The organism is Rudanella lutea DSM 19387, assembly GCF_000383955.1.
In the GTDB taxonomy this organism is placed as follows: Bacteria; Bacteroidota; Bacteroidia; order Cytophagales; family Spirosomataceae; genus Rudanella; species Rudanella lutea.
Genome location: NZ_KB913013.1, coordinates 4,717,988 through 4,742,507, shown reverse-complemented (window position 1 = coordinate 4,742,507; position 24,520 = coordinate 4,717,988). Strand labels below are relative to the sequence as shown.

Annotated in this window: 18 protein-coding genes and 1 CRISPR repeat array; of the genes, 6 read left to right on the top strand and 12 right to left on the bottom strand. The window is 55.4% G+C overall.

Annotated features, from left to right (window positions below; genetic code table 11):
• Positions 1 to 74 precede the first annotated feature (74 nt).
• Together RUDLU_RS0119625 and lpxA are read left to right on the top strand one after the other, a co-directional pair.
• Positions 75 to 1,469, top strand: a complete 1,395-nt coding sequence (locus tag RUDLU_RS0119625; RefSeq protein WP_019990130.1) for a bifunctional UDP-3-O-[3-hydroxymyristoyl] N-acetylglucosamine deacetylase/3-hydroxyacyl-ACP dehydratase — start codon at positions 75 to 77, stop codon at positions 1,467 to 1,469.
• Positions 1,470 to 1,578: 109 nt separating this feature from the next.
• Positions 1,579 to 2,370 (top strand): acyl-ACP--UDP-N-acetylglucosamine O-acyltransferase, encoded by a 792-nt coding sequence (lpxA, locus tag RUDLU_RS0119620; protein WP_019990129.1) that lies wholly within the window; start codon positions 1,579 to 1,581, stop codon positions 2,368 to 2,370.
• A 143-nt stretch (positions 2,371 to 2,513) separates the two neighbouring features.
• On the opposite strand, the gene RUDLU_RS0119615 is transcribed toward lpxA, so the two are convergent.
• The gene (locus RUDLU_RS0119615; protein WP_019990128.1) at positions 2,514 to 4,304 is read right to left on the bottom strand and encodes an ABC transporter ATP-binding protein; all 1,791 of its coding nucleotides are present in this window, start codon (positions 4,302 to 4,304) and stop codon (positions 2,514 to 2,516) included.
• Positions 4,305 to 4,452: 148 nt separating this feature from the next.
• Complete coding sequence (locus RUDLU_RS0119610; RefSeq protein WP_019990127.1) at positions 4,453 to 6,048, bottom strand: peptide chain release factor 3; 1,596 nt, start codon at positions 6,046 to 6,048, stop codon at positions 4,453 to 4,455.
• A gap of 177 nt (positions 6,049 to 6,225) precedes the next feature.
• On the opposite strand from RUDLU_RS0119610, the gene RUDLU_RS0119605 reads away from it, so the two are divergent.
• Entirely contained in the window at positions 6,226 to 7,143 is a 918-nt protein-coding gene (locus RUDLU_RS0119605; RefSeq protein ID WP_019990126.1) for an EamA family transporter, read from the top strand.
• Between the two features lie 38 nt (positions 7,144 to 7,181).
• Here the strand turns inward: RUDLU_RS0119605 and RUDLU_RS0119600 are convergent, their stop codons facing one another.
• The 4 genes from RUDLU_RS0119600 to RUDLU_RS0119585 form a co-directional block, all read right to left on the bottom strand.
• Positions 7,182 to 7,943: an SDR family NAD(P)-dependent oxidoreductase gene (locus RUDLU_RS0119600; protein WP_019990125.1), complete on the bottom strand. Its 762-nt coding sequence runs from the start codon at positions 7,941 to 7,943 to the stop codon at positions 7,182 to 7,184.
• 7 nt (positions 7,944 to 7,950) lie between these two features.
• Positions 7,951 to 8,604 carry an NUDIX hydrolase gene (locus tag RUDLU_RS0119595; protein ID WP_019990124.1) on the bottom strand — a complete coding sequence of 218 codons (654 nt, stop codon included), beginning with the start codon at positions 8,602 to 8,604 and terminating at the stop codon, positions 7,951 to 7,953.
• Between the two features lie 51 nt (positions 8,605 to 8,655).
• Complete coding sequence (locus RUDLU_RS0119590; RefSeq protein WP_019990123.1) at positions 8,656 to 10,968, bottom strand: glycoside hydrolase family 20 protein; 2,313 nt, start codon at positions 10,966 to 10,968, stop codon at positions 8,656 to 8,658.
• Positions 10,969 to 11,151: 183 nt separating this feature from the next.
• On the bottom strand, positions 11,152 to 12,924 hold the full coding sequence (locus RUDLU_RS0119585) for a metallophosphoesterase (protein WP_019990122.1): 1,773 nt from the start codon (positions 12,922 to 12,924) through the stop codon (positions 11,152 to 11,154).
• A gap of 149 nt (positions 12,925 to 13,073) precedes the next feature.
• Here RUDLU_RS0119585 and RUDLU_RS0119580 point away from each other — a divergent pair, with 149 nt between their 5' ends.
• The gene (locus RUDLU_RS0119580) at positions 13,074 to 13,358 is read left to right on the top strand and encodes a hypothetical protein (RefSeq protein WP_019990121.1); all 285 of its coding nucleotides are present in this window, start codon (positions 13,074 to 13,076) and stop codon (positions 13,356 to 13,358) included.
• Positions 13,359 to 13,697: 339 nt separating this feature from the next.
• Positions 13,698 to 16,101: direct repeats of the CRISPR family, unit length 37 nt; unit sequence GTCTTAATCCTTGTTATGAGGGAAGTGCGACTCTGAC.
• A 111-nt stretch (positions 16,102 to 16,212) separates the two neighbouring features.
• On the opposite strand, the gene RUDLU_RS0119575 is transcribed toward RUDLU_RS0119580, so the two are convergent.
• From RUDLU_RS0119575 to RUDLU_RS0119550, 6 genes are all read right to left on the bottom strand, one after another.
• Positions 16,213 to 17,694 (bottom strand): DUF7017 domain-containing protein, encoded by a 1,482-nt coding sequence (locus RUDLU_RS0119575; RefSeq protein ID WP_019990120.1) that lies wholly within the window; start codon positions 17,692 to 17,694, stop codon positions 16,213 to 16,215.
• Between the two features lie 87 nt (positions 17,695 to 17,781).
• Positions 17,782 to 18,264, bottom strand: coding sequence for a CRISPR-associated endonuclease Cas2 (cas2, locus tag RUDLU_RS28880; protein WP_019990119.1), 483 nt, complete (start codon positions 18,262 to 18,264; stop codon positions 17,782 to 17,784).
• A 118-nt stretch (positions 18,265 to 18,382) separates the two neighbouring features.
• Positions 18,383 to 19,432 carry a CRISPR-associated primase-polymerase type B gene (locus tag RUDLU_RS0119565; protein ID WP_019990118.1) on the bottom strand — a complete coding sequence of 350 codons (1,050 nt, stop codon included), beginning with the start codon at positions 19,430 to 19,432 and terminating at the stop codon, positions 18,383 to 18,385.
• A 100-nt stretch (positions 19,433 to 19,532) separates the two neighbouring features.
• Entirely contained in the window at positions 19,533 to 20,525 is a 993-nt protein-coding gene (cas1, locus tag RUDLU_RS0119560) for a CRISPR-associated endonuclease Cas1 (protein WP_019990117.1), read from the bottom strand.
• 135 nt (positions 20,526 to 20,660) lie between these two features.
• A complete protein-coding gene (locus tag RUDLU_RS0119555) occupies positions 20,661 to 21,530 on the bottom strand; it encodes a hypothetical protein (RefSeq protein ID WP_019990116.1) in 870 nt (289 codons plus the stop codon).
• 99 nt (positions 21,531 to 21,629) lie between these two features.
• Positions 21,630 to 22,916 (bottom strand): hypothetical protein, encoded by a 1,287-nt coding sequence (locus RUDLU_RS0119550; RefSeq protein ID WP_019990115.1) that lies wholly within the window; start codon positions 22,914 to 22,916, stop codon positions 21,630 to 21,632.
• 106 nt (positions 22,917 to 23,022) lie between these two features.
• On the opposite strand from RUDLU_RS0119550, the gene RUDLU_RS28875 reads away from it, so the two are divergent.
• Together RUDLU_RS28875 and RUDLU_RS30180 are read left to right on the top strand one after the other, a co-directional pair.
• The gene (locus tag RUDLU_RS28875) at positions 23,023 to 24,027 is read left to right on the top strand and encodes a helix-turn-helix transcriptional regulator (protein ID WP_019990114.1); all 1,005 of its coding nucleotides are present in this window, start codon (positions 23,023 to 23,025) and stop codon (positions 24,025 to 24,027) included.
• Positions 24,028 to 24,211: 184 nt separating this feature from the next.
• Complete coding sequence (locus RUDLU_RS30180; RefSeq protein ID WP_157580298.1) at positions 24,212 to 24,517, top strand: hypothetical protein; 306 nt, start codon at positions 24,212 to 24,214, stop codon at positions 24,515 to 24,517.
• Positions 24,518 to 24,520 lie beyond the last annotated feature (3 nt).

The window sequence follows — 24,520 nt, the reverse complement described above, 5'->3', positions numbered from 1 at the left end:
TGCCTCCGGGCAATCTGACACTGCCTTACGGGGCAGATCGGGCAAACTCACCACCAACCACGAACGATTACTCTATGAATATTAAGCAGCAGACTATCCAGAAGGCCGTTTCGGTATCAGGCGTGGGCCTGCATACGGGTGTACAGGCAACCATGACCTTTTTGCCCGCCCCTTCGAATCACGGCTACAAGTTCCAACGTGTCGACCTGCCCGGCCAACCCATTGTAGATGCCGACGTAGACAACGTGGTAGACCTCTCGCGGGGGACAACCATTGAGCAGAGTGGGGCCCGTATCCACACCGTTGAGCACACCCTGGCCGCTTTGGTAGGTTTGCAGATCGACAACGTCCTGATTCAGCTCGATGGCCCCGAACCACCGATCATGGATGGCAGCTCGATTAAGTTTGTAGAGGCCCTGCGCGATGCCGGCATCGAAGAACAAAACGCGGCTCGTAATTACTTCGAGGTCAACGAATACGTACACTATCGCAACGACGATAAAGATATTGAGATTGCCGCCCTGCCGCTCAACGACTACCGCCTGACGGTGATGGTGGACTACAACTCGCGGTTTCTGAGCAGCCAACACGCGTACCTGAACGATCTGACTCAGTTTCCGGAAGAGATTGCCATGTGCCGTACGTTTGTATTTCTGCACGAGCTGGAGGCCCTTTACAAACAAAATTTGATCAAAGGGGGGGACCTCAGCAACGCTATCGTGATTGTTGATCGTAAGGTAGAAGAAGGCGAGCTCGACCACCTGGCGCAGTTGCTCAACAAACCCAAAGTGAGCGTCAACCGGGAAGTCGGTATTCTGAACAATCTGGACCTGCACTACCCCAATGAGATGGCCCGGCACAAACTGCTCGACATGATCGGCGATCTGGCCCTGGTTGGCCGCCCGATCAAGGCGCAGATTCTGGCTGCCCGTCCGGGTCATGCCGCCAATGTGGCCTTTGCCAAGAAGATAAAGAAATTAATGCTTAAAAACGCCCAGAATCAGGTACCGCAGTTCGACCCCACGCAGCCAGCCGTGATGGATATGAATCGGATCTCGCAGCTGCTCCCCCACCGGTACCCCTTCCAGCTGATCGACCGGATCATTGCGCTGGACGAAAATAGCGTGGTTGGCATTAAAAACGTGACGATGAACGAGCCGTTCTTCCCCGGTCACTTCCCCGGCAATCCGGTGATGCCCGGTGTCATGCAGCTCGAAGCGATGGCCCAAACAGGCGGAATTCTGGTGTTGAGCACCGTATCGGACCCCGAAAACTATTGGCCCTACCTGATCGGAATTGAAAACTGCCGGTTCCGGCGCAATGTGGTTCCCGGCGATACGCTCATTCTGCGGTGCGAGTTTACGTCGCCTATGAAACGCGGTATTGTGAAAATGCAGGGACGTGGCTACGTGGCCGGGCAACTGGTTTGCGAAGCCGATATGATTGCCAGCTTAGTCAAAAAGAAATGAGTTTACAGTTTATAGTTTACAGTTTGCAGTTGGTTTAATCTCGGGTACCGACCTTACACTCACTACTGAAAACTGAAAACAGTACTCTGAAAACAGTAAACTGTTTATCATGATTCAACCATTAGCCTACGTCCACCCCGAAGCGAAGATTGCCCAAAATGTGGTGATCGAACCGTTCGCCATCATTCACAAGGACGTAGAAGTCGGCGAGGGCACCTGGATTGGGTCGCACGCCGTTATCAACGAAGGTTCCCGTATTGGTAAAAACTGCCGTATTTACCCCGGTGCGGTCATTTCCTCGATCCCACAGGATCTGAAGTTTAAGGGTGAATATACCCTCACGTACATCGGCGACAATACCACCATCCGGGAGTATGCCACCATCAGCCGCGGTACCGAAGAACACTACAAGACCGAAATTGGCAGCAACTGCCTGATTATGGCCTATGCCCACGTGGCACACGACTGCCGCATTGGCAACAACTGCATCATGACAAACAATGTGCAGATGGCCGGTCATGTATACATGGGCGACTGGGCCATTATTGGCGGGTCGAGTTCGGTATTGCAGTTTACGCGCATTGGTGCACACGCCATGATTTCGGGCGGGTCGCTGGTGCGGAAAGATGTACCGCCGTTTACCAAGGCGGCCCGCGAACCGCTGTCGTACACGGGGATCAACTCCATCGGTTTGCGTCGGCGAGGCTTTACCAACGAGCAAATCAACGACATTCAGGAAATTTACCGGTACCTGTACCTGCGCGGCCTTAACAATGCCGAAGCGCTCACCCGCATTGAACTGGAGCTACCTGCTTCCGACGCCCGCGATGAGGTATTGAACTTCATCCGTACGTCGGAGCGCGGCATCATGCGCGGCCCCGGCGGTCACGACCGGGAATAGGTTTACTGTTTTTGGATTTTTGGTTTATCGTTTGTGGTTTATCGTAAAACAAACCACAAAAAGTAGGGGGCTGGTGTGAAAACCAGCCCCTGCTTTTTTAGCGTAAAAACGTAGTGACCTAACGTCTCACCTCGCCCCGCTGCTCAAACTTCTTCGCCCTGCAACTGCTTGTCGTACAGTTCGCGGTAGGTGCCGTTAAGGGCCATCAGCTCATGGTGCGTACCCTGCTCCACTACGTTACCGTCATCGAGCACAATAATCCGGTCGGCAAGCTTGGCCGACGACACCCGGTGCGAGATAATCACCGACGTTCGGTCGGCCATAATCCGCTTGAGGTTGTTCAGAATGATATTTTCGGTATTGGTATCGACCGCCGAAAGACAATCGTCCAGAATCAGAATTTTAGGGTCGCGGGCAATGGCGCGGGCAATGCTCAGACGTTGTTTCTGCCCACCCGATAGCGTAATACCCCGCTCGCCAATCCGGGTTTCAAAACCCTCGGGGAAACCTACAATGTTTCCGTACAGGTCGGCATCGCGCACGGCCTCTTCAACCCGCTCCTGCGGCATGTCGGGCTTGCCAAAGCGCACGTTGTTGCTGATCGAATCAGAAAACAGAAACACATCCTGCGGCACGTAGCCCATCTGCTCGCGTAATGAGGTCAGGTTGTAATCGCTGATAGGCCGCCCGTCGATGAGCACCTCCCCGGCCGAAGCGTCGTACATGCGGGTAATGAGGTTAGCCAGCGTGCTTTTGCCCGAGCCCGTAGTGCCCAGAATAGCCACACTCTCGCCTGAGCGTGCGTGGAGCGAGAAGTTTTTCAAGGCCACAATGCCCGAATCGGGGTACACAAACCGGACGTTACGCAGCTCAATTTCACCCTCAATTTCACGCTTCAGATTTTTCTGCGAAACAATGTCGGTTTTCTCGTTCAGAAACTCATTGATCCGTTGTTGCGAAGCCGCAGCCCGCTGGGTTTGGCTCGTAGTCCAGCCCAAAGCCATTACGGGCCAGGTAAGCATATTCACGTAGATCAGAAACTCCGTGATGTTGCCCGGTGTGAGCCGCCCGGCCAGAATCTCCTGCCCGCCCACGTACACCACCAGCACGTTGCTGAGGCCAATGAGCATCACGGTCATGGGTTGCCAGAGGGCATCGACCATCGTGAGCCGGAGCGATTTCTGGCGGTATTCGTTGCTTTCGCGCTCGAAATTGGCCGCCGACACATCTTCCTGCACAAACGACTTAAGCACCCGAATGCCCGAAAAGGCTTCCTGCACCGACGTACTCATGCGCGAGAGCGACCGCTGAATCTCTTCAGAACGCGAAATAACGATGTTCTCGACCAGATAGATACCAATAGACAGAATGGGCAACGGCAACAACACATAGACCGTCAGGCGGGCGTTGATACTGACCATGTAACCAATCACCAGCACAAACAAAACCAGCAGGTTAACCCCGTACATGATGCTGGGGCCGACGTACATCCGCACCTTGCTCACGTCTTCCGAAATACGGGCCATCAAATCGCCGGTATTGTGCCGCCGGTAAAAGCTCAGGGGCAGGGTTTGGTAATGGTCGTAGATTTCGTTTTTGAGGTCGTACTCAATATGGCGCGACATTACGATGAGCGTTTGCCGAACCAGAAACAGAAAGAAGCCTTTGAGCAGGGCCAGCCCCAGAATGAGGAACCCATAAAGCAGGATACTAAAAGCAAAGATGTCGTACAAAGCCGACTGTAGCCCGGAGCCAGCGTAGAGGTAATAAATATCGAGGGTTTCGCTCACCAGATCGAGGGCGTAGCGAACCAGTTGGGCCGGAAAAATGCCGAATAGGTTAGAAACAAACGTAAAAACCGTTCCCCAGATCAGGTACCATTTGTATTTGGCGAGGTACTTGTTGAGGTGAGCTAAATGGGCAAATGTTTTCACAGAAAAGCGGCAGCGTTTAGTTGGCTAACTGCCACTTTGGGCGAAAAGTTGCAGTTAGCCAACTGCCCCCTGCACCGACGTATCACAAAAAAGAAGGGGCAGCCTCAACCGCCCCTTCTCCTTTACAGCCTTCATCCTTTCTCCCCCTCTAATACACCTCGCTCGTTTTAAACTCCGAGGTTTGGTGGAAGGTCACATCGGGGTTGTTCTGGCTGTTCATACGCAGAATCCAGTCTGATTCGGCCAGGAAAACAGGGTTTTTGTCTTTATCATAGCCAATCTGATTGCCTTTGAGCCGGATAAACTCGGTCAGCTTCACCGGGTTTTCGGCCGTAATCCAGGTGGCTTTGGTGTAGTTCATCGGCACCCAGCGGCACTTGGCCCCGTACTCGTTTTCGAGCCGGTACTGAATCACCTCAAACTGAAGTTCACCCACAGTACCCACAATTTTGCGGTTGCCGGGTTGCAGCGTAAACAGCTGCGCAACACCCTCGTCGGTCAGTTGCTCAATTCCTTTCTCCAACTGCTTCGACTTCATGGGGTCGAGGTTAATGAGTTCCTTGAAAATTTCGGGCGAGAAGCTCGGAATACCCTGAAACTGCAGGTCTTCGCCTTCGGTGAGTGTATCGCCAATTTTGAAGTTTCCGGTATCGTACAAACCCACCACATCGCCGGGGAACCCTTCGTCCATGACCGCTTTGGCATCGGCCATGAAGCTAAACGGACTACTAAAGCGCAGGTCTTTGTCGAGCCGGGTGTGGTGATAAAATTTACCCCGCTCAAACTTACCCGAGCAGATGCGCAGGAAAGCGATCCGGTCGCGGTGACGCGGGTCGAGGTTGGCGTGAATCTTAAACACAAACCCCGTGAACCGTTTCTCATCGGGCGTTACGGGCCGCTTGTCGGTAGGCCGCCCCACGGGCTCGGGCGAGAGCGAGCAGAAGGCATCGAGAAGTTCTTTCACCCCGAAGTTGTTCACCGCCGACCCGAAGAAAACCGGGGCCAGTTTGCCGTTCAGGTAGGCCTCCCGGTCGAACGCGTCGTACACGCCTTCAATCAGCTCAACATCTTCGCGAAGCTGATCGGCATCCCGTTGGCCTACTTTCTCATCAAGTACAGGCGTGTTGATGTCGATTTCGAGCACATCGTCTTCCAGCCGGGTTTTATTCACCTTAAAGAAGTTCAACTTCTGATCAATCAGGCTGTACACCCCTTTGAAGTTCTGCCCCATGTTGACGGGCCACGCCAGGGGGCGCACCCGAATGTTCAGTTTTTCTTCGAGTTCATCGAGCAGATCGAACGGGTTTTTACCTTCCCGGTCCATCTTGTTCACGAAAATCATCACGGGCGTATCGCGCATCCGGCATACTTCCATGAGCCGCTCGGTTTGCTCCTCCACCCCCTTCACGCAGTCGATCACCAGAATCACGCTATCCACGGCCGTGAGCGTACGGTACGTATCTTCGGCAAAGTCTTTGTGACCCGGTGTATCGAGAATATTAATTTTCAGGTCGTTGTACTCGAACGTCATCACCGACGTAGCCACCGAAATACCCCGTTGCTTCTCGATTTCCATGAAATCGGAGGTGGCCGTTTTCTTGATTTTGTTCGATTTTACGGCCCCGGCCACCTGAATGGCTCCGCCAAAAAGCAGCAACTTTTCGGTGAGGGTGGTTTTACCGGCATCGGGGTGGCTGATAATGGCAAACGTCCGCCGACGGGCAATCTCCTGCTGTATACTCATTGCGTATTTTCCTCAGAAATAAAGGACAAAGATACAGAAAAAAGGGCGGACCACCCGCGACCGACGTGCAGCAAACCCGGCACTGTTTCCCATTTGCTCATACGTCAAAAAATATATACTCTTACGGAACCCAAAGCCCCCGGCCTGTGTGTTGCTTAGGAAAGTACAATTTTAGTTATGCAGTCTGTTGCTTCACCCGTTGCCGCACAGCCCCGTCGGCTGACCCTGTGGCTGGCCCTCGCTTCGGTTTATATTCTGTGGGGGTCAACGTATCTGTTTATCCATTTCATGATCGAACAGATGCCTCCGCTCTACATGGCATCGATGCGGTTTTTGGCAGCGGGCACCCTTCTGTACACCTACGCCCGCGTGACCGGAACACCCCGGCCTACGTTGGGCCAGATCCGTTCGGCGGGGGCCGTTGGTATCTTGTTGCTCGGTATCGCCAACGGTTGTTTGACTATTGCCATTCAACACATCCCGACGGGCATGGCCGCACTCATTGCGGGCACACTACCAGTATTTCTGCTGTCGCTAAACTGGGTGTCGTTCGGCAAAACCCGCCCCTCTAATCTGGCGTTGGCGGGCCTTCTGCTGGGTTTTGTGGGCGTCTATTTTCTGATCAAGCCCGACAAGTTGCAGGGCGGTTCGGCCGACCATAACCTCATCGGGGCCGGGCTTATCATGATTGGGAATCTGGCCTGGGCAATGGGTACCCTGATGTCGCCCCGGCTCAATTTGCCCTCGCCATTTATGTCGAGCGGCATTCAGATGCTGGCTGGTGCGGCTGCCCTGCTCACGGTTAGCCTCCTCACCGAACCGGTTAACTTGTTTAGCATTGTCGATGCCCCCACCAAAGCCATTGGCTCGCTGTGGTATTTAGTCATTTTCGGGTCTATCATCGGGTTTTCGTCATACGCATGGCTGGCCCGCAACGCGCCCCCTACCCTCTTGTCCACCTACGCTTACGTCAACCCCGTCGTAGCTATGTTGCTGGGCACTCTGTTTGCCGGTGAAATTCTCACCAGTCAATCACTCATCGGTGCCGGCATTGTGGTAGCCGGGGTGGTGCTGATTACACTGGGGCGTAAGTAAAGGGCTGACGCGAGTGAGCCGCAAAATTTGTTGCGGCTCTACGGGTTGGGCGGGGGGCTTACGCTCGTCCAACCACCGTCGACAACAAGGCTTTGACCCGTGATGTGCCGTGAGGCCGGGTTGAGCAAAAATAGGGCAGCATGGGTCATGTCGGCCACGGTTGCCGGGCGCCCCATGGGCGTGATCCGCGACCAGATAGGTACGTAATCCGGATCGTCGAGGGTACGTTCGGTTTGGGTAGCGCCGGGTGCCAATGCATTGATAGTAATGCCGTAGGGCGACAGGTCGAGCACGAGGTTTTTAGCCAGCATTTCTAGGGCGGCTTTGGTCATGGCGTAGGCCGCCAAACCGGGGTGGGCCTGATGCCCCACAACCGACGACATCAGCAACACGCTGCCACCCCGCCCCTGCTCGCGCATTTGCCGGGCTGCGGCCTGCGTCAGAAAGAAGCTCCCCCGCAAATTCAGGTTGAGCACCCGCTCGAAATGGGTCGGGTCGTACGAAAAAAAATCGCCGAACAGGGTCAGGCCCGCGTTGGCAACCACTAAATCGACCCCGCCAAACCGATCCACGGCCGTATCGACCAACTGTTGAATAAACAGAACCTCGGCGGCATCGCCGGGTAGGGCTTCGCAACGCCCACCACCCTGCCGGATTCGTTCGGCAGCTTCGAAACAGAGCGTTTCGTCCAGGTCATTGAGCAGTACATTGGCCCCCTGCTGGCAAAGGCCCTCGGCAATGGCAAACCCGATACCCTGTCCGGCACCGGTTACAATGGCAGTTTGATTCAGAAAAGACATTCGGGTATCAGGTTCCTTGCTGGGGAATTTCGGCAGAGGCAATTACCGCCAGCAACTCGCTGATCATCATGGCCGTAGCCCCCCATACTTTGTGATTTTGAATCTGAAAAAATGGGGCATCAATCAATACGCCCCGCACCTCAATTTGGGTATCGCCCACAATGGTTTCGTCCAGAAATGTCGCCAGAGGCACCTCCACCACCTCCTCCACCTCGCGCGGGTCGGGGTAAAAGTCGGGGCGGTGTTTCATAACTCCCACCACGGGCTGCACGAAAAAATTGCTCGGCGGAATGTACAGCTCGGTCAGTTGGCCCAGCACCTGCACATCCGTCACCCGGATACCGATTTCTTCCTGCGCTTCGCGCAGGGCCGTTCGGATCAGGTTTTCGTCGGTACGCTCCATGCGCCCCCCCGGAAACGCCATCTGCCCCGCATGTACGCCGTCGTAAATCGGCCGCAGAATAAGCGGCAGGTAAATTTCGCCCCGGTAGGGATAAAACAGGATCAGTACCGCACTCCGACGGGCTTTCTCGTTGGGCCGCACACTCATCCGCTGCCGCGACCCCGACATCATGCGCCGGTGTGCAGCCTCGCCGGGTAAAGGTTGCTGCAAGCGACGCTGAAGCGATTCGGTAAAGGTGGCGAATGAGGTCTGAGGCATGGTGTCAAGTGGAAAAAAGAAGCAGATAGGCAAGCCACAGGCTTTGCCCGCTTAATCAACAATAACTTCGTCCATTTCAATCGAGGTCGACTTACCGGCTTCAGGATGACCCACCGGTGCTTTTCCCGCATTTTTGGCTTTGAGCCGCACGTAGCGGGCCTTGGCCGTTTTGAAATCGGCCACAACCGGCACCACCGCCCAGGTTCCTTCCAGAGGTACATTGACCGGCTGGGCAATAGCCTCCTTGAAATCGCTACCGTCTCGGCTGAGGGCAATCTCGACCGATGTTGGCGGGAATATCCGATACGGAATCCGTTTGAGGAAATTCACCGACACCTTTGTTACTGAACGAACCTCGCCAAGGTCAATTGTGACCTCCAGATCATTGCCCCACGAATCGACCCATTCGGTTTGGCTTTGCGGCCCCTGTGCCACCTCGCCATCGGTCAGTTTACGGCCGTCGGGGTCTACCTGCTTCACCAGGTTGCTCGTGTACGATTTACCCTTGGCGCGGTGAATCACAAAGGTCTCGTTGAGGGTAGCCCCTGTGGTGGTCACGGCCCGGAGCGTAGTGGTTTTGTTCAGCGTGATCGGCCCAATGTACTCGGTAGAGCTTGTGTTGGGCTGACGGCCGTTGGTCGTGTAATAAATCTTGCTGTCGGAGTCTGATTTTTCGAGTCGCACCTGCAACTGCCCATCGCTACCAAACTGCGTGGAGGCCCGTACATCGAACAGCCGTTTGCTGTAGTTTACGCCCAGATAATCGAGTCGGCGAAGGTGATTTTTGAGCCGCACGGCGAAGTCTTCAAAATTGCGCGGCCCCTCGGGCATCCAGCCAATTTCGGCCAGGGCAATGGCCCGCGGATAGCTCATGTACTCCACCTGTTCGGGGGTTTTCATGTATTCTGTCCAGACGTTACCCTGCACGCCCAAGATGTATTTTTTCTGCTCCGGCGTCAGTTCGGCTGGCGTGGGTTCGTAGCCGTACACTTTTTCCACGGTCAAGAGGCCACCAATTGCCAGGGGCTCCTGCGTAGGTTCGCCCTGATACTTATCGAGGTAGCAAAACGCGCCCGGCGTCATCACAACGGTGTGTTTTTGTTTGGCCGCTTCGATACCGCCCTCGGTGCCGCGCCAGCTCATTACGGTTGCGTTGGGGGCCAGGCCGCCCTCCAGAATTTCGTCCCAGCCGATGATAGCCCGGCCTTTAGCGGTTACAAACTTGTCGATCCGGCGGATGAAATAGCTTTGCAGTTCCTCCTCGGTTTTAAGTTTCTGCTGCTTCATCAGGTTCTGGCAGAAAGCGCTCTTTTTCCAGGCTTCCTTGGGGCACTCATCGCCCCCGATATGGATGTATTTGCCCGGAAACAGGGCCATTACCTCCGTCAGCACGTCCTGCAAAAACGTGAACGTTTTCTCGGTGGGGCAGTACACATCTTCGTACACACCCCAGATTTTGCCCACCTCGTACCGTTTGGTAGGCTCGCACGACAGTTCGGGGTAAGCCGCAATAGCTGCCAACGCGTGGCCCGGCAATTCGATTTCGGGGATGATGGTCACGTGCCGGGCGGCCGCGTACCGCACCACGTCTTTGATCTGCTCCTGTGTGTAAAACCCGCCATGAGGCTGCCCGTCGTACCGGAAGGGGTAATTTTCGCCGTAATGCCCGGCCAACGTCTCGGTGCGGGTACTGCCCACCTGCGTCAGCTTGGGGTACTTCTTGATTTCGACGCGCCAGCCCTGATCGTCGGTCAGGTGCCAGTGAAAGGTGTTCATTTTGTGCCGGGCGAGCAGGTCGATGTACTTCTTTACGAATGCGACGGGCATAAAATGGCGGCTCACGTCGAGCATCAGCCCGCGGTAGGCGTAGCGGGGCCGGTCAAGAATCTGACAGGCAGGCATAGCCCACGTCACGCCCGATACCGTTTTGGGGCTGAAGGCTTCGGTAGGCAGCAGTTGCAACAGGGTTTGTACGGCGTAGAAATACCCCTTGGGCGTTTCGGCTTCTACCGTGACGCGGTCGGGCGTAACACGGAGCACATAGCCCTCAGGGCCACAACGCCCACCCGTATGCGCCTGAAAATTAATGTGTTTACCCTTAGCGTAGGCAGGTGTAGGAGCCATCACCGTAATGGGCAGTCCCGTGGCCGTGCGGAGCTGAGCCGACAGCAACTGAGCGGCTGCCTGTTGTTTGGCGTCTTTAGGCGCGGCCAGAATCCGGGTGAAGGCCGTCAGGGTAAACTGCCCCTCCTGCCCCGAAAATTGCGCCGGAAACGGAATCAGGTTATATGAATTTTCGGTTTGGGCAAACGCCCCACACGATGTGAACACAAACAGCCAAACGGCAAGGGCATAACGAAGCATACAGAATTAACCAGTAAGGTTTATGGTTTTTAGTTTATCGTTTTTGGTTTTGTAAGGCAACGGATGCACGAATGGAACCTTGTGTAAATTGTTAAACCAGAACGCCAACTGCCAGAAACCAAAAACTAAGAACAAGGAACAGATAAAGTAAACGCCAAAAGTACGGAGCGAAAGCCAGAGTTTTTACTGACGCACCACCCGCCGGTTGAGCACCGTACTGCCCACCTGCACCCGGATGGTGTACACGCCCGGGTGCGGCAGCGCAATCCGGCGTTGGTGCGTGAGGGCTGCCCGAAGCGTCATGTGCTGCACCGAGCGCCCCGCAGCATCTACGACGTCGATGGTACTTTCCTGCGGCTTATTCAGGCTCAGTTCGAATTGCACCGACTCGGTGGTAGGGTTCGGGAATACCCGCAACTGCCCCTCGGCAAAGGTTTCGGTAGCAGTAGGGGCCTGTACCGTCAGGTTGAACTCATCACGGAGGCACCCCTGCTCATCGGTCACGGCCACGGTAAACGTACCCGCCTGCCGGGCTACGTAGCGGGCCGTGCGCTCGGTTTGGCCCCCTTCGGTCCAGGTGTAGCGGGGGGCCGACCACGACGCCCGCAACTGCAGCGTATCGCCGTAGTTGAGCCGCAACGACTCGGTTTTACCCACGTTTTTCATGATCGTAAACCGGTCGCGCACCACACCATCGGCCGCTACAAACTGGGCGTCGAGCCGGTTGTCCTGCACGTCCAGAATCATAGAACCACCGGGGTTCCGGTGCGTAGCTGCCATGGCCGGGTGATCGGGGTTGCCCGCAAAGCGACCACCCAGGGCCCCACCCGACCCGTTGACTACGTACACCGTGCCCTGGCCTTTGGTGAGAATCGGGCATGAGTTGGCCGACCCATCGTACCGGCCGTTGGTGGTTTCGGCCAGGTGAACGGCCGGGTTAAACTCATCCGCTTTACCCTGAAAATTACGGATCCGGTACGAGCGTTCGTAGGTGTGGCTGTGGCCGCTCATGACGATATCGACGTTGTACCGTTCCAGAATGGGCGTCAGGTTTTCGCGCAGGTGTTGGAGCACAATTTCTACGTCGGAGTCGCGGGCGGAGCGGGTATAGGGCGGGTGGTGGAAGAACACGACCGTCCACGGCTGTTTGTTGGCCGCCAGGTCGCGTTCGAGCCAGCGTACCTGCGGACCAGAGGGGTCGTACAGGGGCCATTGGCCGCCCTCGAACCCAAACGAATCGAGCGACACAAAATGCACGTTGCCGTAATCGAACGAGTAGTACATTTTGGAGTTGGAGGGCACCCCGCCAGCCTGCCCGGCCTGCGGAAAACTGAAAATACTGAAATACGGACTATCGAATTTCTGGTTCTGATCGGCGTAGTCGTGGTTGCCAGGGGTAGCGTACGAAGGCAGGCTACGGAGGTGGTCGGGGTACACATCGAACACGTAGCGTTGAAACTCGTCTTCAGTACCGCAGCAGTAGGCATTATCGCCGAGCCATATCCAGAGGTCGGCGGGTTTGTCCACTGTTGCTTTGCGGTATTGCTCGTACACCGCCATCTGATTAGGGGTACCATCGCCGAAATCGCCCAGTGACCAGATCCGAAACGGACGGGTGTCGCCCGGTGGCAGGGCGGTTTTGAAGGTATGGCTTGCATCGCCCGCCAGGCGGGTGTCGGCCTGCCCGATGGCGTAATAGTAGCGGGTGGCCGGGCTGAGGCCTGTTAAGGACAGAATATGTTCGGTAACCGGGGTTTTGTCTTCCACCAACTGGGTCAGGCCATTGGGCGTAGTTCCGTACCAGACCCGGGTGCCCGCGGGAACGTCGGTGCGCCAGCGGATGGTCATGCTCGTGGGCGTCACCACTTGCAGGTAAGGCCCCCGCGTAAGGGCGGGCGTTTGCGCAAAACTGCCCGTAAACAGGAAGAAGAGAAGTGCCGTAAGGAGATAGTGCATAGAATTGTGGGCTAGCCCACAAAGGTAACACCGTTCGGTCAGTCGTGTAAGAGCGACTCAATACTTCGGGGTTGATCTTCGTTTATCGGTTGCTATCCCGACGGCTTTCCGCACCTTGTTTTACGATCAAACCTAATTCTCTCTGGTGTATGAAACGTTTTTTGTCGCTATCGCTGATCGGTAGTGTGCTTTGGCTGACGAATTGTAAAAAAGAAGACGAAGTAGCCCCGGTTGGCTGCGATGGGCTTGCTGTGCGGGCATCGGCCGTATCGGGCACGGCCCAGCGTTACGCGGCCAATTTCACCAAATCCAACTGCGACGCCTACCGGGCTGCCCTCACGGCCTACATACAAGCCGGCGAGCAATGCCCCGGCACCAGCTCTACCGACCTTGCCAACGCCAAAGCCGCCCTTGCCGCGCTCAAGTGCCAGTAAGGCTGACCCTAACGGTACGGGCCTTTGAGACTTGCAAGATGTACGGGTACGTCCCAGAGCTGTCAGCTCGTTTGGTGAGCTGACAGCTCTTTTTGTGGGCAACGTTTTCGCCTTAGGTTGGGCAGTCAATAGCACGCGGGTAACGCGAATCGGGCAGATGTACGCTGATCTCCTTTATCAATCCCGCCTGGTTGGGCTTAATCGGTGTTATCTGCGTGCCAATTCCTCCATACTGTACAAATGTTCAATACGGAAACGATACATCGTAGAGTTTGACCCAGTACTTATGAGACGCGACTCTGACTTTCAAAAGTGGTGCGATTTAGAGGCATTTGCCCAGTCTTAATCCTTGTTATGAGGGAAGTGCGACTCTGACCAGTCTTCAACGAAGAATTTGAAAACTGTAAGCGGTCTTAATCCTTGTTATGAGGGAAGTGCGACTCTGACGGAAAGTTATCACCTAATATTTATTTAGTCGTTTGTCTTAATCCTTGTTATGAGGGAAGTGCGACTCTGACATGTTTTCTCATGAAGAAAACGGTGATTTTATAAATGCGTCTTAATCCTTGTTATGAGGGAAGTGCGACTCTGACCCGGAGTCCATAAATTCATCATTCGCGGTGTGATCGAGAAGGTCTTAATCCTTGTTATGAGGGAAGTGCGACTCTGACAATGATATTGAGAACGCATGTCTGATCAATCCCGGTGAGTCTTAATCCTTGTTATGAGGGAAGTGCGACTCTGACTCAAATCTTCTCCGTTCTCAACTGCTAAAGCTACTGGTAGTCTTAATCCTTGTTATGAGGGAAGTGCGACTCTGACACGTGGAGCACTTCAACACACAGACCGAACCCGGTGTACGTCTTAATCCTTGTTATGAGGGAAGTGCGACTCTGACTTCTTGTTGAAGAAATCAAAGCTACTTCGAACCCTTCGAGTCTTAATCCTTGTTATGAGGGAAGTGCGACTCTGACATAACCCTGTATGAGGTTTCGTTGCGTGAAATTTTGGGTCTTAATCCTTGTTATGAGGGAAGTGCGACTCTGACTTGTGCCAAAACAGGATAGTCGTTACTAACGAAAAGTCTTAATCCTTGTTATGAGGGAAGTGCGACTCTGACATTGAACCCATCACCAAAACGGAAATGGGTTCAGGTCTTAATCCTTGTTATGAGGGAAGTGCGACTCTGACTTAGTTAGAGATTGTATTTTGGTCAATACAATTAAGAGGGTCTTAATCCTTGTTATGAGGGAAGTGCGACTCTGACAATTATGAAGAAGGATCTCAACTAAGTACCGTTGAAGGTCTTAATCCTTGTTATGAGGGAAGTGCGACTCTGACCAAGCTTGCTGCTGCTCAGATCTACTGGTTGACCCTTGTCTTAATCCTTGTTATGAGGGAAGTGCGACTCTGACAAGGCCAAAAATGCCGCCACCGTACTGGGTTTCGATGTCTTAATCCTTGTTATGAGGGAAGTGCGACTCTGACTTGTGGAGGATTAGCGAAATAGAATATCAGCCGGAGTCTTAATCCTTGTTATGAGGGAAGTGCGACTCTGACACAACCAACCAAAAACCTTAAAACGGTTTCGGTTGAGAAGTCTTAATCCTTGTTATGAGGGAAGTGCGACTCTGACCAGTAAGCCGGTATCGAAAGATTTTCACGACGAGGTCTTAATCCTTGTTATGAGGGAAGTGCGACTCTGACTGTGTGTTCATTGCAGAGTAGGCTAACGCCTACTTCTGGTCTTAATCCTTGTTATGAGGGAAGTGCGACTCTGACTTCACCTGAATTGTATCAAGTGGAGGATGATCGGTAGTCTTAATCCTTGTTATGAGGGAAGTGCGACTCTGACGGAAAGTTATCACCTAATATTTATTTAGTCGTTTGTCTTAATCCTTGTTATGAGGGAAGTGCGACTCTGACTAAAAACTAGAAACTATGAAAGTAGATCGGTTTGATGTCTTAATCCTTGTTATGAGGGAAGTGCGACTCTGACCACCTACATTAAGGATTACGCTGCCATTAAGGGTCTTAATCCTTGTTATGAGGGAAGTGCGACTCTGACGCTTCGTTGGTGACAACGAAACGAAGACGGATTTCGTGTCTTAATCCTTGTTATGAGGGAAGTGCGACTCTGACGTTTTGTTCGCCCTTGCACTCCTATTTGTTGTCCTCAGGTCTTAATCCTTGTTATGAGGGAAGTGCGACTCTGACTAACGATGGTAAAATTTTTAAAGGAGAGAAACGCACATATAGTCTTAATCCTTGTTATGAGGGAAGTGCGACTCTGACCATCAACCTGGGTAAGAATAAGCAGCTTTCTTGTAGTCTTAATCCTTGTTATGAGGGAAGTGCGACTCTGACCTGATAAAGGTAACTTGTACATGGTCATTAACAATCGTAGTCTTAATCCTTGTTATGAGGGAAGTGCGACTCTGACCACATAAAAACCGGGCAGCATTAGACCTCCATAAACAAGGGGTCTTAATCCTTGTTATGAGGGAAGTGCGACTCTGACCATTGAACCCATTACCAAAACGGAAATGGGAGCAATGTCTTAATCCTTGTTATGAGGGAAGTGCGACTCTGACCTCAAGTTGCAAAATCTTCAAACAAAAATTTGAAGACTGGTCTTAATCCTTGTTATGAGGGAAGTGCGACTCTGACGGTCCATTATACTACCATCATTCTCCCCCTACGGATGTCTTAATCCTTGTTATGAGGGAAGTGCGACTCTGACAGTTCAAGTGGTGACATGCCTGATTACCAGTAAGTAAAGAACTAAATTGTGAGAAATTTCACATTGGATCACGGAAAAAGCCTGTCAAAAAGGAACATTCTCCCGCTTACATCACAAGTTTACGGGTTCTTTTTGAATCCTGAAAGCCCGCCAGCCCGATTTCTGTTTACCCGCATCCCAAGCCTGCACAGCCTCTACACGCACCAACATATCGGCCCCTACGCCAGCCAGTAGATCGGCTGGTACGTACACATCGCGCACAAATCCCACGGCCTTACCGGGCAGCATTCGCAACGGCCCCGCTACCTCACGTATAGAGAGGTACGTTAGCACTTCATCAGCCACGAGCCGCGCCTGTAGCACCCGAACCTGCGGGCGTCCGTTGCGCTCAGTAGGCACATAGCGGATGGCAACCCGATCGCCCAGGGCAAGCGTCAGGCCAAACTTACGGACCGGAAAACTGCCTGTCAGTCGCTCATCAATCGCGATATTGGCGTAATGCCCAGCCGGGTCAACGCCCGTCACCAGCACGACGGTTTCGGGCAGGTCGGCAAAGAGCAGGGCGTCGGCTTCGGGGCTGAGGGCCCGCGCCCACGCACCCGGCGCGGTGGGGGTCGCTTCTACGTAGCGGGGGTCGCGTTGCCAGCCCAGCACCTCGGCCGGGATGGGCCAACTGTTGGCCTGCCGGGTCTGCACCAGTTGCTCCACCTCAGCGCGGGCATCGGCCGGGCGGCCCACCATGAGCAAATACATAGCCGCCCGCTGCCGCACCTTCACGAGCATCTTGTCGGGCGCACCCACCGTGAGGGCTCGGGCCAGGCAGGCCAGCCGCTGCGATGGCTCCACCAGATCGGCCATGAGGTTCCAGACCCAGAAATCGCCCGTTTTCTGGCGGGCAAAGGGCATAAACACCTGCCGGGCCTCGTCGGGGCGGTGCAGCCGCAGCAGCAGTTGAGCCCGAAAATAGGTCAGAAACGTCCAGTCGGGATGCGCGGTGGCGTAGTGAGCCATCCGGTCGAGCCAGGGCTGTGCCTGTTCGTCGGGCAGGGTCACCTGCGTCAGCAGTTGCCGGGCCACGGCATAGAGCAGCCCTTCGAGCAGCGGGCGGGCCGTTTTACCGTTGCCGTAGGCTTCCGGGCGTTCGTCTTCGGGCCGGAACATGCCTTCCCAGCCGTGTTGGGCCACGAGCAGAGTCCAGTCGAGGCCCGTATCGGCATGGCGCAGCAGGGCCTTCCACCAAACCGAGCGCAGCAAACCCGCTTCGGTGGGTACAAATCCACCCGACAGCCGCAGCACCTCGGCCAGGGCAGGAAAAGGCAGCGTGTCGGGCGTGTGGCGCATCAGGAATCGGCACACGCTCCACCCCACCGACTCGCGCCAGCGGGCATCGTCCGTCATCGGAAACGCGCTGATAACACTCAGCCCGCGCAGCATCCGGGCCGAATCGGTACTACCCGACGCGTCTTTGAGCAATTGGGCATACACCCACCCCAACGGCCGAATGGTAGCCGAGTTTTGCGGGTCGGCTTCGTACCGGGCGAGGGCTTGCCGGAAGTCAATAGCGAGAGCGGAGGGTTGTGTGTTGGTTGTCATGGCGTGAAAGAGAAAAAGAGTGAAAGAGCGATAAGTGATGAACGATGAGTGATGAGTCGTGGCCACTTATCGTTTATCACTCATCACTCAAAAAAACAGCGTATGCTTCGGGGCCGTAAGTTGCTCTACTTCAAACGACTGCCCAATGCAGCGCAGCGAGTTGAGCATGTCTTCGCCCACGGGCAGGAGCATGATACTGTCGGTATTTTCGTAGAGCTGCTGAATCTGCCGGAGCAGGTCGGTCAGCCGCTCGTAGCGTTTGCGGTGCATCCGGGCAAAAAACACCGATTTCTGGATGCGAACGCAGCCCTCGCGGAGCAGCGTTTTAGCCACCAGCCGACGTACTTTGTTATTTTCTATATCGTAACTGATAAGGCAATACATCTCTTCGGGTCGTTTGCGGGTTGTTTGCCGAAACCACAGCCACCAGTTGGCCAGGGCGGTTGGCAACGCACCCGTTTCGGCTAAGCAGGTCAGTTGCTCGTCGGAGAGCGCGGGCAGGCCTGCCTGTTGCCAGGCCCGGTTGCGCTCGGGCAAGGTAGGGGGCGGGGTTGGTTTCCGGCGGGGCATGGAGTGAAAGAGTGAAAGAGCGAAAGAGTGAAAGAGTGAGGGGCGCGGGCAGCAAAGAGTGAAAGAGTGAGGTGTCGGTTAAGCAAAGTACTCTTTCGCTCTTTCGCTCTTTCACTCTTTAATTCACCGACACGGTTAGCGGTACGTTTTCCACCACGTGCGTGGGGAAGAGCAGGGCAAAAAGTTGCTCGTGAAGCCGGTCGGTCAGGGCGGGGTCGGTACCGGTTTTGGGCGAACGCACCACCGAGAAACCGCGCTTGCCCCAGTGCACGTTGACCTCGCCGGTCTGATGCCCCTGCCGCACCACAAACTTCAGCCCGTAGTTGAGCGGTTGCGCCATCAGGAGCGTCCAGCCCATACGGGTGCAGATGGTTTGCACATCGGGTTCGAGGGCCAGTAGGGCGTCGGGCACAAACGTCTGCTTCTCCCTCCTGACGGGCACCTCCTTACCTGCCACGGCCCGCAGCACCTGCTGGTAGGCAGTTTCGTTGAGCGGACGCTCAGTGGCCGGCTTGCGGGTAACGGTTGGCGTTTCGGCCATACCGGGCAAATCGGCCTCGGCCTCGGTTTGCCAGCGCGACCAGTCTACCGGCATCGCGTTGGGGTTGAGGTAAGCCGTCGGGTCGTGAGCCAGAAAACAGGCCCGCGTCACGTCGGAGGTGCGCAGGTCGAGCCCCGTAGCCCAGCGGTGGCGCAAGGCCCACTCGCCCGCAAAGGCCCGGTAAGCCAGCTGAAATTGCCGCGCATCAGTACAGGGTTCGAGCAGGCGCACCACCACTTTCAGACCCATACCCGACGGCGACACAAAGGCCAGGGCCACGTACTCATCGTCGCGCAGACTGTCGGGCAGTTGGCCGTTGAGGTCGGGGCAATGGTCAATGTCCAGAATTGCGTAGAAAGCCGCGCCAAACTGTTCGGTACGGCGCAGCACCTGCCCGGCCTCGTTGGGCGCAAACACACTCCCCACCACGTAGGACAGCCGCGTTTTGGCCGTTCGGAAAGCGTCAGCATCCAGGGTGCGGAGGTTCCGCAGGCGCGTGGTGGTGTGTTGCAACCCCGCATCGGTCGTGATGAGCGTGTGTACCTCGGCCAATGAGCGCGTTTGGAGCGCATCGGTGGGACTGGTGAGGGCCGTACCAAAAGAGAGCGTCGGTGTCGTCGTTGTCATGATCGTGCGAGGTTTTAGGTGGAAGATGCTACAAAAGTAGGGCGCCCCACTGCAATCGAATTGCAGTGAAATTACGTTGACCTAACGGCCCAACGGGTTGCTAAGCCGTTGTACGTTTTAGCCGGGAGGCCAGCCGCTGGGCGTCGAGCAGCAGGTGCTGCGCCCTTGAGCGGCTCAGGCCCTCCAGCGTGACGAGTTCGGCCAGGTAGTCGTTCATGGCCTGAATCAGAATCCGCTTGCCCGATGTATTGAGCCAGTACTGCCCCGATCCGTCGTTACGGCCGTCTATGTCAAAAAACTCATCAAAAATGACCTCCTGCATCAGCAGATGGCACACCACGTAGTCGGCCCAGGCGCGGTAGGGTTCGATGAAGTCATAGACCAGCACCGGGCGGTTGTACTCGTCGCGGTGCATGACGCCCACAAACGGATCAATTCCGGCCTGAATCAGGGCCGACTCGCAGGTACCGTAGATCATCCCGTAGGCATAGTTGAGCAGGCAGTTGAAGGCATCGGTGGCCCCGCGCCCGCTCCGCCTGCTAAACCGGTAGGTTTCGGGCAGCAGTTGATTGATGGCCCCAAAGTACACCCGTCCCGCGCTGCCTTCCAGCCCCCGGAAGGTATCGAAGCACAGGCTGAGGTCGGCCGTGGGCACGTTACCGAGCCGATCAGCGTAGCGGTCGAGGGCCACGAGCGCGTCGGTGGGCAAGGTGGCACTCGACAGCAGCGCAAGGCCATCGAGCACAGCCCGTTGGCTTGCCAGCTTCCGCAGCAGCCACTCGCGCACCCACACAGCCCCGGCCTCGCCCGTAGCAAAAGCTAATTGGTGCTTCCGAATAGTGGCGATACTCCCAAACTGATGACTCCAGAGCCGCCCAGCCGGGAAGCCCTTGCGGTCGACAAACAAGAGGTCGGTATTGTGTTCGATGGCCGTCATGGCCACCTCATGACTCATGCGCGTAGCCGCGTGCAGCACAATGGTTTTGACTGTCTGTACCGGCACGAAAAACTCGCGGTCCTGCGTCCGTACCCGATACCGGCCTTCTTTGACCGAAAGGCTGCTGCCGCGTTGATTGAGGATGAGTTGTGTCATTAGTGAAACGGTGAAAGAGTGAATGAGTGAAAGAGAAAAAGAGTGAATGAGCGAAAGAGTGAATGAGTGAGGACCGTCGCTCCGGTTTGGCAAAGAGTAATTCTGAACGCGTCAGCCGCTCTTTCACTCTTTCACTCATTCGCTCTTTAAAAACTCTCGCAACATAGCCAGCGATTTGGGCATACTGCCCTGCACCTGCACGGCCCAACGCACGGCCCGGCTCTCGCGCAACCATTTGTCCCAAAGAGCGGTGAGCAAGTCGGCTTCGTGCAAATGATCGTATTTGGGCCGCACTTCGGCTACGCATACGCGCAGGTTGGGCAGATTTTTGGTTAACGGCATAAGCCCCTCGGTGGGTCGGGCGAGCGTTTGCCGCCAGTTCGGGTCGCGCCGGAGCCGGTCGAGCATGCGCGAATCGGTAGCGCGGTTGCCCTGTGTGAGGCCGTGGGTGTTGCGCTCAAAGTCCAGGTAGCCATCGGTGAGCACCACCAGCACGTTTTGGGCGTGAGGGCGCAAGTCGGTGGGGAGTTGCTCGTTGGCGTACTGCCAGAGGTCGCAGCCGGCAAAGTCGCGGGCGGTTCCGCGTCCGGCTTGGCGTTTACCCGTTAGCGCCTGCCGATACAGGGCCGCGAGTTGGCGGGGCAGGTCGGCGCGGAGGGCATCGAGCCGCTTGCGTTTGTCGGCCATCGTCAGGGCATCCATGTCGAGGTAGAGCGCGTCCATAAACGCTTCGGGCCGGTAGCTGATGCCTTTTTGCGGGGCAATCACCACCCGAAAGCAGTCTTTCGAGAAAATGATCTGCTGCGAACGCACCCGGCTGTCGAATTCAGCAAACACGGCCTGCACCATTGCCAGATCGCGCTCGGCTTGTTTGGGGGCCAGCAACCGGTCGGAGAGGTCGAGCAGCACCACGTAATTGGTGGGCTGTTTGGCAGCAGGGATTGCAGCCACGGTGGCGTTTGAGACAACCATAGAAAGAAGCAGGCAGTAGAAGAAGTTGGTCATGGTGTTGAATGGTTTATGGTTTTCTGTAGAGACGCATACGTGCGTCTCCTATGCTGACGTATAGGCGACGATGAAGTTATGAGACGCAAGTATGCGTCTCTACGTGGGCAGGTGCTGTGCCCGGAAGGCCCGCATCACGGCATCGCACTCGGCGCGCAGGGCGGCATCGTTGCCCATCCGATTGTTCACGTAGGTGAGCCAGCCGTCGTAGAAATCAGTTACGTACTTCTCCAGCTCCGAGGGGCTAAACACCACCGCCTGCCGACTCTCGCGGAGGGCCTTGATGTCGAGTTCGAGCCGGGCCATGTCGCCTTCGAGTTCGAGGAGCTGGTTTTTCAGGGCGGTAATGCGGGTTTTGAGCGGAATCTTCTTGTCTTCGCGGTGGCGAATTTCGAGCGCCGTCAGGCGCGACACGTCTTTCTTGCCAATCTCGTGCATCCAGGCGTGGAGCAGCAGACTCCAGGCCAAAGCGGCCACAAATCCCAGCGCCATCACCAACCAGAACTCCGGCGAAGTCCACCAATCATGCGGATCGGTCTCGTTTGCCTTGCCCATCATTATTTTCATGTCATGGATTTTATGTTCCACGAAGTAGGCAATCAACGCGTCCGTACCGAGTACCACCAGAAGCAGCGCACCAAAACCGACTTTGCCTAACCAGCCGGTTATGTCCCAAAGCACATGCAACCCGATACCGAAAACAAACAGCAGCAGCGGCCCCGCCCAATGAAAATGCAGCGTAACAAAAGCTTGCTTCGAAAAAATGGCTGATAATACTGCCGACTGTCCATCGGGGCCAGCTGCCTGCATTTCGGTGGCCACATCGCGCAAAAAGCCCGAATAAAATGACGACACGTAGAAGAGGTACACAAACAGGGTACCCAGCAAGGTAGCCAATCCAAAGAGCCGCAGTTTCATCCGGTCGAGGTGGTTGGGGTCGCGCAAGCCAGCGGCTTCGTCTTTGCGGATTTGCAGAATCTCATCGTCGAGTTCGGCCAGTTGGTCCTGCACGGCGGGCATCTCCGACTCGTTGATCTGCCGGATGCGCGTACGGGCGTCAGCGGCCTTTTTTTCGAGGTCCAGAATCTGCTCGTCGGTGCGTTGCTCATGGCGTTGGCGCCGGTCGTCGTCGTTTCGTTCCTCCACCAAATAGCCGCGTAGCACCCGGTTGAGCAGGTTGTCGAGGGCCAGTGCATTGCCCCGGTGCCGCTCGGCCTTTTCGTAGCCCACAGCGTTGAGGTTTACGGGTGGCAGGGGTGCGTCGGCGGGCTCAACTGTCGTGTCGGTAGCCACGGCGAGCGTTACCGGCTCGGTTGAGAACAGCGTGTCGGCAGAGTCAGAAACGGTAGTAGTGCGGGTCGAAAAGAAGGTAGTGAAGGTTGTCATAGTCTTGCGTTGGTTTGATTGAACGTTGCAAAACAAGCCACTCCCACTGCAATCTTTTTGCAGTGAAAAATAAAAAGCTCATTTTTGGGTTAAAAACCTGATGTCCATGTCCAACGCACTTCCACAACCTTATACCGATACGCAGTTTACGCGCCTGAAACGGATTCATAATGCCCTTGTTAACAACGCGTTACCGGCTTTCAAACTTGCCGGCGAGAAAAATCCTAATCCGCTTTTCGATGGTTTTTCCGAACGGACCTTTTACAATTTACTGGATACGCTCAGGCAGCTGGCGCAGAATCAGGGCGCCGAAATCAGGTATAATCAGGTCCTGAACCGGTACGAATGCTCGAAACGGTTTTCCCTGTATCTGGCGCTTTTCCCGGATGAAAAAAATCTGGTTTCCGACATGGCAGCCGCCCTCGACTGGGTAGCCCGACTCAATGAATTTGAGGGGCTCGATGGGGTTTTTCTGAAATTAGAAGATCGCGCCGGTATTGCGGCCGATAGCAGTCAGAAAGCGGTGGTACACTATGAGCAGAACCCTCTCTACACCGGTAGCGATTGGCTCAAACCCCTGTACGATTTGATCAGGGCTGACCACCCGGCCCTGCTGACCTACACCGAGTTTGGCCGAGAGCCGGTGGCATACACGTTTAGCCCCTATTTGCTGAAGGAATACAACAACCGCTGGCACATCTACGGCTGGGCGGCCGAACCAAAGCGGTTGCTCAACCTCGCCCTCGACCGAATCGACAAACTTAAACCCCTGCCCGACCTCCGGCGTCGGCCCTGCGACGTAGATTGGTCAACGTACCTGACCGATGTGGTCGGCTTTACGCGCATCGAGGGTGAGCCGCTGCGCGAGTACCGGGTGCGGGTCTGGTTTCCCCGCGCTCATTATGTGTTGACCAAGCCCCTGCATCACACCCAGGACATCGGGCAACGCACGGGTGAGTTTATTGACTTCATTTATCATCTCCGCTGGAACCGCGAACTGGAAGCCGCCCTGTTTGAACTCGGCCCCGACGCCGAACTGCTGGAGCCGATAGACAAACGGGCTGCTTTTGCCGAAAAAGCGCGGGCGTTGGCGGGGCGGTATGGATGGTAACAATTAAAAACCAATGGATTTTAGAACAACGGAATTGTAATGCCGTAGGCTTTGAATAGGGCCTTCTGGTCGGCCACCATTTTCACACCTACCGACCTTTCTCCTTTTATTCTCTGATAGTCAGGCCACTATTGAGCAAGTCTTGTGCCGAAAAGTTTGTCTTATTTTCACCCGATAGCCGTTTGTGCAGTACTCACAGCCGATTAAACATACCCGTATGTACGGCGGGGTGCTGACCCAGCGGCATAGTCAGGAAATCGTTGGTGTTGAGCGGGAGGCAGGAAACGAGCTCTTTTGCCTCCTGGTTGTGCTGACCAACCGCCCGCAGGCAATCATGTGCCCGTTGCAAACTCTACAACGCCTGATTAATCTTCGCCACTACGGCTGCATCGGAAACCGACGCCCAAATAGACGAGTCAAGATGACCAATGGCTCTTTCTACGCGTTCCTGCACCCAGTAAAGGTGCGTATTCTGTTGGCGGTTGAGTAGTGG